At 69.0% G+C, this 9,465-nt stretch carries 9 protein-coding genes and 1 pseudogene; 6 read left to right on the top strand and 4 right to left on the bottom strand.

The window, feature by feature from the left end:
- Nucleotides 1–228: 228 nt before the first annotated feature.
- Nucleotides 229–723: an NUDIX domain-containing protein gene (locus ABZ260_RS38975; protein WP_355627546.1), complete on the bottom strand. Its 495-nt coding sequence runs from the start codon at nt 721–723 to the stop codon at nt 229–231.
- 94 nt (nt 724–817) lie between these two features.
- Nucleotides 818–2,368, bottom strand: coding sequence for an MFS transporter (locus tag ABZ260_RS38970; RefSeq protein ID WP_355627543.1), 1,551 nt, complete (start codon nt 2,366–2,368; stop codon nt 818–820).
- 111 nt (nt 2,369–2,479) lie between these two features.
- Here ABZ260_RS38970 and ABZ260_RS38965 point away from each other — a divergent pair, with 111 nt between their 5' ends.
- From ABZ260_RS38965 to ABZ260_RS38945, 5 genes and pseudogenes are all read left to right on the top strand, one after another.
- Complete coding sequence (locus tag ABZ260_RS38965) at nt 2,480–3,226, top strand: TetR/AcrR family transcriptional regulator (protein ID WP_355627540.1); 747 nt, start codon at nt 2,480–2,482, stop codon at nt 3,224–3,226.
- A 190-nt stretch (nt 3,227–3,416) separates the two neighbouring features.
- Nucleotides 3,417–4,418 carry a GNAT family N-acetyltransferase gene (locus ABZ260_RS38960; RefSeq protein ID WP_355627538.1) on the top strand — a complete coding sequence of 334 codons (1,002 nt, stop codon included), beginning with the start codon at nt 3,417–3,419 and terminating at the stop codon, nt 4,416–4,418.
- 227 nt (nt 4,419–4,645) lie between these two features.
- Nucleotides 4,646–4,750 (top strand): annotated as a pseudogene (locus tag ABZ260_RS38955) (RNA polymerase subunit sigma-70); the annotation flags it as partial.
- A 193-nt stretch (nt 4,751–4,943) separates the two neighbouring features.
- Nucleotides 4,944–5,207 (top strand): VOC family protein, encoded by a 264-nt coding sequence (locus tag ABZ260_RS38950; RefSeq protein WP_355627535.1) that lies wholly within the window; start codon nt 4,944–4,946, stop codon nt 5,205–5,207.
- Entirely contained in the window at nt 5,204–5,413 is a 210-nt protein-coding gene (locus ABZ260_RS38945; RefSeq protein ID WP_355627532.1) for a VOC family protein, read from the top strand. The genes ABZ260_RS38950 and ABZ260_RS38945 overlap by 4 nt, the downstream gene beginning before the upstream one ends.
- Before the next feature lie 109 nt (nt 5,414–5,522).
- Here ABZ260_RS38945 and ABZ260_RS38940 read toward each other — a convergent pair whose 3' ends face one another.
- Nucleotides 5,523–6,713 carry a hypothetical protein gene (locus ABZ260_RS38940; RefSeq protein ID WP_355627529.1) on the bottom strand — a complete coding sequence of 397 codons (1,191 nt, stop codon included), beginning with the start codon at nt 6,711–6,713 and terminating at the stop codon, nt 5,523–5,525.
- A gap of 890 nt (nt 6,714–7,603) precedes the next feature.
- Entirely contained in the window at nt 7,604–8,668 is a 1,065-nt protein-coding gene (locus ABZ260_RS38935; RefSeq protein WP_355627526.1) for a tyrosine-type recombinase/integrase, read from the bottom strand.
- A gap of 155 nt (nt 8,669–8,823) precedes the next feature.
- On the opposite strand from ABZ260_RS38935, the gene ABZ260_RS38930 reads away from it, so the two are divergent.
- Nucleotides 8,824–9,465: hypothetical protein (locus ABZ260_RS38930; RefSeq protein WP_355627523.1), on the top strand; the 642-nt coding region annotated here is incomplete at its 3' end.

Here is a 9,465-nt window from a genome sequence, read left to right as displayed (position 1 = left end):
GCGTGCACTTCTACACCCGGGGCAAGGTCGTCACCTCCCGCTGGCTCGACCCGAGCCACGGCGGCGTCAACCTCGGCTTCCCCACCAACGGCTAGGAGTTGCCCGGCTTGCCATGTGATCTTGTGGGGTTCTGGACGAACGCCGTGCCCGCCGCCGGTCCTTGCGACAGGGTGATCGTCCTGCTGCCCTACATCGCATTTCTCGCCATCGACGGCCGGGCTGCGAGGTTCACAGGCCAAGCGACACCGGTCTACCCGGAACCCCGCCGGCGATCAGCGCGGCCAACGGCGAGGCGAGGTCACGGGGCGAGAACAGCTCGGCACCGCGGTAGTCGGCGATGTCTCGCAGCCGCCACCAGCGGAAGCCGTCGATGTTCTCGGTGGCGAGTTCGTCGTCGGACATCGCACCTCGGGGCTGGAACGATGCGGTGCGGATCAGGAAGTAGTCGTTGACCACGCCGTCGTAGCCTGCCGCGTGACCGGGTGCGACGACCCGCTGGTGCCATACATGCGGCGGGTCGGAGTCGAACGCCAGCCCTACCTCTTCATGCAGCTCGCGGCGCAGCGCGGCAAGCGGGGTTTCGTCACGCTCGACCCCTCCGCCGGGAGCGGCCCAAACGACCGTGCCGGCCGGCTCAGGAATGGCGAAGCGACACAGCAGGATGCGGTCGTGCTCGTCGAGAACGACCGCCCTGACTGCGTGACGCAGGCTCAACGAAGACATCCGGGCAGGCTATCCGTCTGCCAGTGAACTACACGACCCCTTGGAATCGATCATCTAGAGCGGGAGTTGGTACGCCGCTGCTGGTGTGCGCGGCCTACTGCCCGCTTGCCGCGGGTTGCGGGAGGTCGCGTTTGCCGATGAGGGTCAGCACCAGCGCGATGGTGATGACGGCCAGGCCTGCGGAGCTGTAGAGCACGGCCGATGCGCCGGAGGCGATGGCGTTGCTGAGGAGGTCTTCGACGGTGGCGCGGGCGGTGGCAGGGGTGAGGTCGAGGACGCGTTGGATATCGCCATTGGCGGCGGCGGCGAGGACGGCCTCGCGTGATGCGGCGGGCAGGGACGGTCCGGCGGCGACGATGCCGGCGATGCGGGTGGTGTAGACGGCGCCGAGGACGGCGGTGCCGATGCCGGCTCCGATGGAGGCCAGGCTGGTGATCGTTCCGGCGACCATACCGGCTCGTTCTTTGTCGGTGACGTTCATGGCGACGGCCATCACGGGTGCGCCGGCGATGCCGCCGCCGATGCCCCAGATGAGCAGGGGGACGGTCAGGAGCCACGGTGAGACGGTCGGAGTGAAGGCCAGTGCCAGCAAGGTGGCGCCGACCGCTTTGCAGGCGTAGCCGCTGGCGATGACGTGGCCGGAGGGGAATCGGCTCAGGAGTTTGCCTCCGAGCATTCCCGCTGCCATCTGGGCGAGGAAGACGGGCGTCAGTAGCAGGCCGCTCTGCGTGGGGTTCAGGTGCAACGACCCCTGGAAGTACTGCACGAAGTAGACCGTGCCGCCGATGGTCAGGACGCGGGAGATGAAGACCGCCAGGGCGGCGCCGGCGAAGGCGGGCCTGCGGAACAGGGCGACGTCCAAGGTGGGCGCACCGACCCGGGATTGGAGAAGGAGAAAGGCGGCGAGCAGGACGGCCGCGACCGTGAGCTGCGTCAGTGTCGCCGCCGATCCCCAGCCTTGGTCCTCGCCACGAAGCAGCGCCAGGTTGGCCAGGGCGAGTGAGACGATCAGCAGCGCGGTGCCCGCCCAGTCGATCCGGCCGTGAGCGGCCCGGCCGGAGCCGTCGGCGGGAAGTGTTCGCAGGCAGATCACGAAGGCCGCGACACCGATCGGTATGTTGATCAGGAAGATCGCACGCCAGCTCAGCGTGTCGACGAGGGCACCGCCCAGCAGCGGGGCGATCAGGCCGGCCGCGGTCGCCGCGCTGCCCCAGGTGGAGATGGCCATGTTGCGCCGTTCCCCCTCCAGATGCTGAGAGAGCAGGGGAAGCGCGTTGACCATCAAGATGGCGCCGCCGATGCCCTGTACGGCGCGGGCAAGGTCGAGCAGCGTGGTGGTCGGCGCCGCGCCGCAGACGAGCGACGCGGCGGTGAACAGGGCGATGCCGAGCAGATAGATGCGGCGTCGGCCGATGCGGTCGGAGAGGCTTCCCGCGACCTGGGTCACCGCACCCATGGTGATCATGTATCCGATGATCACCCATTGGATGCCGGCGAGCGTTCCGCCGAGGTCGGCTTGGATCGCGGGCAGGGCGATGGTCACGATCGTCATGTCGATCACGACCAGCGCGGTGCCGGCGATGACCAGGCCGAGAATCGCGCGACCCCGAGCGGCCGTTGGATGGCCGGCGGCCGGCGGGGTCATCGGAGAAATCCGGGGAGATGCGTGTTGGTAAGGCTCACCTAAGTGAGGGTGGCGCAAATCGGGCGTTAAAGTCAACAGTGTGTGAAGTTTAACGGCGGTTATGCTCGGACGGTGCCCCACGATCCCGACAAGGCCGACGCCACCAGCACCGACAGCCCACACCGGCGCCGGCGGCCGCTCACGCGCAAGGGCAGGCCGACCCTGACCAAAGACCTCATCGCCCAGGCGATGCTCGACCTCGCCGGAGTTCACGGCTTCCGGACGGTGACCATGCGGCTACTGGCCGAGCATCTCGGTGTGACGGTGCGAGCCCTCTACAACTACGTCGATGACCGCAGCGAGATCGTGGCTCGCGCGGTTCAGCTGTTCACCGAGCAATGGCCGGCCCCGCGGCCGGAGCCCGAGGACTGGGAACGCAGCATCTGCGAGTACGGCGCCGCGCTGCGCGCGGTCTACCGGCGCTATCCACGCGCCCTGCTGGTGTCGCTGGACGAGCAGATCGACGACCTCGCGATCGGCCAAGACCGCCTTGTCCACACCGACGCCTTCCTCGGCATGCTGCGCACCATCGGGCTGGACATCGCCGAGGCTCAGATCGTGCACCGCGATCTCGCGCTACGCGTCTTCGCGTTCGTCCTGCTCGTGGACTACCGCCAGGACCAGGGCGAGCCGGTCATGCAGCACACTCCCGTTCCGGGGCTCTGGCTGCAGGCACACCCCGGCCTCGCCGTGCCACACCTGCGCGAAGCGGTCGCCGCCGCTCCCCTGATGACCGTGGACGAGGCGTTCGAGCGCACCATGCACGGACTCATCGTCACCGTGCGCGACCTGCTGGCCACCGCACAGCACATGCGCTAGCCATGGCGCCGCGTTCGAGTCTTCGCTGAGATGGCCGAGTCCGAGCGGATCATCCGGGAGAGGTCGCTGGAGGGTCCGACTTCGGCGCGCGAATGCGGCTGCCCCGGTGGCCGCCGGGAGTTCGGGGACCAGTTGGTGATCGACGGGCCGGAATCGGCCGATCGACGACTCCTCAAGAGAGGTTGCGGACTTGCTGGCAATTGAGGCGTTCGAGGCTCGGGAGTCCGGTGAGGGTGATCTGGATGCTTGGTGCCGGGTGTTCGGGGAGGGGCAGGCGGAGCTGTCCGGCGGGGCGGTTGAATCCGGTGCGTTGGCCGAGCGGTTGCGCGCCGAGGTTGGCGGCGGTGCGCGGCGGTGGGCGGCCCGTCAGGCTGGGCGGATCTGCGGGGTGGCGGAGGTGCGGCCGCAGCAGCATGATCCTGCGATCGGGTTTCTTCGCCTGTTCGTGGCGCCATCGGCGCGATGCAGGGGCGTCGGGTCGGAGTTGCTCGCTCGCGTTGTGGCGGATGCGGGTGTGGAGCGGGTTCAGGCGACGGTGTTGGCGGGACCGCCTGGTGAGCCGTTCGTCCGCGGGTGGCGAGTGGTGTTGCGGCTGGAACTGCATGAGCAGCGACTCGATCAGGACGTGCTGAAGCGCTGCTATGAGCTGGCGATGGCCCCTCACCCGGATTACCGGGTGGTGTCCTGGCGGGGTGCGGCGCCCGCGGAATGGGTGTCCTCGTTCGGGCGGGTGATGGGCCATGTGCTCGACGCGCCGGGTGCCGCGCTGCAGATGGCGTCTCGGGCCTGGGACACCGCGGCGGTCCGTGCGTGGGAGGCGGGGACGGACGGGCAGCATCTGCTCGTCTGCGCGGTGGTTCACTCATCCTCGGGCGAGGTCGTCGGTGCCACGGTAACCACGGTCCCGGGTTCGGGAGCGACGGTGGCTGATCAGCACGACACCGCGGTGCTGCCTGGGCACAGGGGCGGCGGGCTGGCCCGCTGGATGAAGGCCCGGCAGACACTGCGCCTGCATGAGTTGTTTCCCAAGGTCGAGTCGGTCACGGTTACGGTGAACCACGAGAACGCGTCGATGCTCGCCGTGAATCGGGCGGTCGGCTACCACCTTGTTCGTGAACGCCTGCTCGTGGAGATGCCGACCCCGCCCATCGGCAACGATCGGGCCCGGAGGCGTCCACCGCCATCCCGTTGATCCGCTCGATCCCGAGCAACCGCTGCGCCGTCGTCACCGGGACGTGGACCTCCTGATCACAGGAGAGCCCGAACGTCTGCCCGACCTCGGCGTACAGGGTGGCTGGGACCATTTCCGCAGGATTGAACGCTAAGGCTCCGCCGCAGGTCAGTTACAGCTTCACCGCCTCCCAGCCCCGGGAGGGCCTGCGACTGCTGGGCGACCCCGCCATACACGATGCTGAGAACGAGGACGAGGCGCTGCTGGCCGATTCGGTCGGTGTCGCGCTGATGGTGGTGCTGGACACGCTGACTCCCGCCGAACGGCTCGCGTTCGTCCTGCACGACGTCTTCGCTCGTCTGGTCGCACCGCGGCCGGCCGAAGGCCGTCTTTACGTTCACCATCAGCGGCGAGAAGATCATCCGCATCGCCATCGATACCGACCCGGACCGGCTCCGCGACCTCGACATCGTCTTTCTTAGCGCCAACGACAAGGAGCGGCAATGAGCCATACCCCCCCCCCGACCGATCCGTAGCGTGACCGGCATGAATCTCAAGCCGTCGTCTTGCACTCTCGCCGTCCACGACGTTGACGAGGTGCTCGGCTTCTACCGAGACGTGCTCGGCTTTGAGGCACACAATGACGTCGAATTCGAGAGGATGCGGTGGGTGTGCGTCGGCCCGCTGTCGCAGCCGGACGTGCAGATCTTCCTCGAATCGCCAGGCGCGGACCCGGGTGCCTCGCCGGCCGACCGGCAGGCGATCGGGGACCTGATGGCCAGGGCCTGCTGGGCCGTCTTGTCTTCGTGACCGACAACTGCGACGCCACCTTCGAGCACATCGAGGCAGCGGGCGCCGAAGTGATGCAAGAACCGATCAACCAGCCCGACGGTGTCCGCGACCGTGCCTTCCTCGATCCCTCCGGCAATACGCTGCGATTCACCCAGCCGTGGCAGGTAGTCCTGGCACTCGCGTCGCGGCAGGCACACGCCGCGAGGTGCCGCCAGGCGCCCTGAACGCGGCCGCGGAAAGGGCGGTCCTGCTTCGGCCACCCTCCTCCGGTCCACCTGTGTCCGGAATCTCTGGAGCACCTCACCGGGAAGCCGGCGTGCGTCGCCCGGGGGGTCACGGTTCGGGTGGGGTCTGATCAGGCCGGTCCAGGCCGGCCCGCAACTCTGCGGTAACCGCGCGCTCTCGTAGCTGGGCGGCCTCGGCACGCAACGCCTGCGCCTGCTCGCGCAGGTCGGACAGCCGCATCTGTTCCATGGCGAGTTGCATTCGCGCCTCGTCGCGTTCGGCCTGCGCCTTGTTCACCTGCGCCGCGGCGTGCTCACGTGCCTCGGCGATCTCCTTGGCCGCGCGCCTGTCGGTCTCGGCCAGCTGTCGTGCCGTCCGTCTCTCCGCCTCGGCCGCCTGTTTTTGCGCCCGGGCGGCCTGGGCGCGTGCCTCAGAGGTCTCGGCTGCGGCCTCGCCACGCGCCCGAGCCTCGGCGTCGGCCCGCGCCATCGCCCGATCCCGCTCGGCCTCGATCGCCTTGGCTCGGGCGGCCTCGGCCACAGCGGCCCGTTCGGCCTGGGCTCTGGCCTCCTCGGCCTCCCCCGCCGCCTGGTGTGCCCGATCTCGTTCCACGCGCGCCTGCTCGGCCTGCCGCTGATCCTGTATGGCCTGCGCCCGGGCCGCGCGCACCTCGGCCTCGGCGGTCTCAACCCGCTCGGCCATTTCCCGTACTGCGGCGTCGCGAGCCCGCTCGGCCTGCTCGGCTCTGCGTCTGGCCTCCTGCTCGGCGTGCTTGGCCTGGCGTTCGGTGGTGGCCGCCTCGTGTAGGGCGGCCAGCGCCTGCTCCCTGGCGGTCTCCGCGTCGGCCAGCGCGATGTCACGTTCGGCGTTGGCCTCCTCCACCTGAAGCGTCATCGCATCCCGCTCGCGCCGGGCGTGCTCGGAGGCCTCGCGTGCCAGCCGTACCTGTTCGAAGGCCTGCTCCCGCTCGGTGCGCGCGATCGCCACCCGGGTGTGCGCCTCGGCCTGTACCGCGCTCACCTTGGCCTCCACCCCCGCGGGGCTCAGCTCTTCGGACAGCACCTGCGCCAGCGGCGCTATCGCCGCGATCATTCCCTTCTCCATGCGCTCGTAGAACTCCTCGGCTCTGGCCAGCGCCCCCTCAAGTCCCGGTGTCGCCCGCCGCATCTCGCGTTCGCGCTTGGCCACCGCCTGGCAGTCCCCCTGCGCGCAGTACGCCCTTGGCCGCCCCCGCCCGGGTTTTTGTTCGATCGGTGTCCCGCAGTGCTTACACGGCGTCACCGCGCCCGACTCTCGCATGACCTCAGCGTAGCATCCTTGATTTTCCAGAAATTCAAAATCAATAAATAAGATCTGTTGCGCCTACCACGTGCGAAGGTAACTACCGGGAATGTGAATTCCCGCAAGTTAGGATCTGTGAGGCCCATGGCGGCCGCTGCAAATCTGCAGCGGGATGTCAGTAGAAATCTGCATGAGGTGTCAGTGCGCAGGTCAGAGCACTTTTCGGCTGCCGATGATCACCTGTGGTGATCTTCTCTGAGGCCGCGGCACGTCGGTGGAGGCGTCTGCGGGGTACAGGTCGGCGTTGCGCAGGATGTGTTGTCACGCTGGCGGCCTTCGGCCTAGCGCCGGACCATGATCCGGGCGCGGCTTGGCTCAGCGATGACGGCCTAGGCGACGGTGGCGGGATTCGCCGTTACGTCAGCACAGAGATTCTTCGCTGCTAAAGGTCTCGGCGTCACTGACATCACATGACGTTTTCGGGACGGCATGACGAGGAGAAAGATGCTCTGACCTGCTGGTTCGTCATCTGCTGTCAGTGGAAATCGTCATCAGGATGTCAGTGACGCCTCTGCCGACGACGGGTGGTCCATCGGCTCGGACGCCCGTCTTTTCGCCTGGTCAGGCTCGATGCCCGACCCCCTTGGGCCGGGGTGGGGCGCGGTGTCGGGAGAGGCGTTCTCCGGTGCCGACGGCCGCCGTGGCGGAAGGGCGTGAGCGTCTCAGGGACGCTCAGAGAAGTCCTCGCGATGCGCAGGGGTCGGCTCGCTCCAGCCTCCCGCGTTCGGCGATAAGGTCATCCCTCAGCCAGCGGCGACGGGTAACACGCGGACCGACGCAGGTCACAAGCATGCTTTGGCGGGTCAGGCCGACGAAGGCCAGGGCGGTGTCGTCCGGTTTTGTGCGGGTTACAGGCCGACGCCTCGCATGGCGTTGTCGCGCCAGCGGTCGACGGCGCGGATGTAGCGCAGGACGACCGGGGAGGCGGGGGCCCAGCGGCCGTGCTTGGCGATGACGGAGACGGGGACGCCCGCGGCGTAGGCGACGGTGGCGCCGCCGGCGCGCAGGCTGTGCGCGGTGAAGGCCTCCGCACCGGGGACGGCGGCGCGGATGGCGAGGTCGCGGACGATGACGTTGACGGCGTCGGCGCCCAGCCGGGGGCCGAGGTTGCCGTGTCGGTCGACGCGGCGCAGCAACCGCCCGGAGGTCTGTCCTGCCTCGGCGAGCACGGCGATCCAGTCGCTCCAGACGGCGACGGGGTCGGTCAGGGGGTGGCTGCCGCGCGGGATGGCGATGGTCTCGCCGCGGCTGTCCTTGTCGGTTTTGGAGGTGCGGATGGTGACCTCCAATCCATCGGGAACCTGCCGAACGTCGTCGCAGGTCAAGGCGATGAGTTCGGAGCGGCGGCCCATCAGGGCCAGGCCCAGCACCAGCAGGAGCCGGTCGCGCAGGCCGATGCGGGTGCCCAGGTCACAGGCGCTGACCATGGCGCGCAGCGCGTCGATGCCCACCGGTGGAGCTTCGCGCTGGCCACGGGTTCCGGTCTCGGCGCGGGCGCGTTTGTAGGCGCGCAGCGCCAGGCGGGCGGCGTCGGTGGCGGGCTGGTTGGGGTGGCCGGCCAGGCGGTGCATGGTGCGCACGCAGGCGATGGCCTGCTCGATGCTGGCCGGAGCCCGATCGGTCGCGCACAGCGTCTCGACGTATTCGGCCAGCGTGTGGCCGGTGGCGGGCAGCTCGACCCGGCCGTGCTCGATGCACCAGGTGGAGAAAGCGGTCCATTGGCGTTCATATGCGCGCCGGGTGTTGGGGGGTACGCCGTCGGCGATGCGGGCCCGGGCCTCGTCGCTGAGCGCGTAGTCCGCCGCGGTGTACTGCCTCTCACCGGCGGTCGTGATCGCGTTTCCCGCACCCTGCTCCCCCACTCGGACGACCTGCCCGGTGATCGGCTCCTCGTGATGCCCGTCATACGTCACTCGGCAGCCTCCGGAAGCCTCGTTTTGGGGGCCGTTCTGACCCGCGATAAGGAAGATTATCGCGGGTCAGTCCAAACTCGCATCATCTTAGAATTTCCGTTCTGTTACGAACGAAATTCAATCGTTTGCGAACGGTACGCTGCTACTCTCGTCGAGTGATCAATGACCCTTCCGGCGCGCCCGAACCCCTCGCGAACCCCGACGTGAACAGCGATGACTCCGATACGGGGCGTATGTGTGCCCGCTCGGGGTGCGCCAACCGGCTGGAGTCCACCGGCCGGCGCAGCGGCCGCCCGGCCTTGTACTGCGGGGACGCCTGCCGCGCCGCCGCGTACCGCGCCCGCACCGCCGCCCACACCCCAGTGGTCGCCGAGGCGCTGCGTCGGACCGGTGCGCTGAGCGGCGATCTGCTGAGTGCGGGCGAGCAGTGGAGCGCCCAGCTGGCCGCCTTCACCGAGGCGCTCCAGACCGCGACCACCGGCGCGCTCACCCAGATCGACGCCGCTGAGCAGGCAGCCGAAGAGGCCCGTGCCGCCGCCGCGGCTGCCGAGCAGCGCGCCACCGAACGCATCACCGCCGCCGAACGACGCGCCAGCGCCGCCCACGACAGCGCCGAGGCCACCATCACCGCAGGTGAGAAGGCCATGGAGAAGGCCGCCGCGGCGCAACAGCGCGCCGAGGAGTCCGAACGCGCGGCCTGGCGCACGGCCGGCGAGCACGAATCCGCCCGCGCCCGTGCCCTAGAGCGAGCTGACCGTCTCGACCACGCTGTTGGCGAACACCGCGCGCAGCAGCGT

This window comes from Streptosporangium sp. NPDC006013, assembly GCF_040614275.1.
Classification (GTDB): Bacteria; Actinomycetota; Actinomycetes; order Streptosporangiales; family Streptosporangiaceae; genus Streptosporangium.
Note: the sequence above shows the minus strand (reverse complement) of the source record. Positions and strands in the feature narration are given on the sequence as shown.